Here is a 286-nt window from a genome sequence, read left to right on the forward strand (position 1 = left end):
AGGCTTGAACGCCTCATCCCCATGCAGGTTCGGGTACTTTCGTTACCGCCATTGCGATCTTCTTGATGTTCTGTGCCTAGGCCGCAAGCAGGCACTGCCATCTGACCTTGATCAGGCCGCGGAAGCGAGCGTAGCGGTGTCCGTGAAGTTGTTTGGCATCGGCAAAGGAGCGCTCCACCGTTTCCTTGCGCCGCTTGTAGATCGCCTTACCCCAGGGTGTCTTGCGGTGGGCATCCGTGCGTTCGCGTGCATCCTGCCAGACATGCCGGGTGATGGTTCGTATCGA

The 286-nt window shown here is 59.1% G+C and carries 1 pseudogene; it reads right to left on the reverse strand.

What is annotated here, in order from left to right:
- Positions 1–79: 79 nt before the first annotated feature.
- Positions 80–286: pseudogene (locus FS804_RS24795) on the reverse strand (transposase); the annotation flags it as partial.

Origin of the sequence: Agrobacterium sp. DE0009 (genome assembly GCF_007680755.1) — a bacterium.
Taxonomy (GTDB): Bacteria; Pseudomonadota; Alphaproteobacteria; order Rhizobiales; family Rhizobiaceae; genus Agrobacterium; species Agrobacterium tumefaciens_B.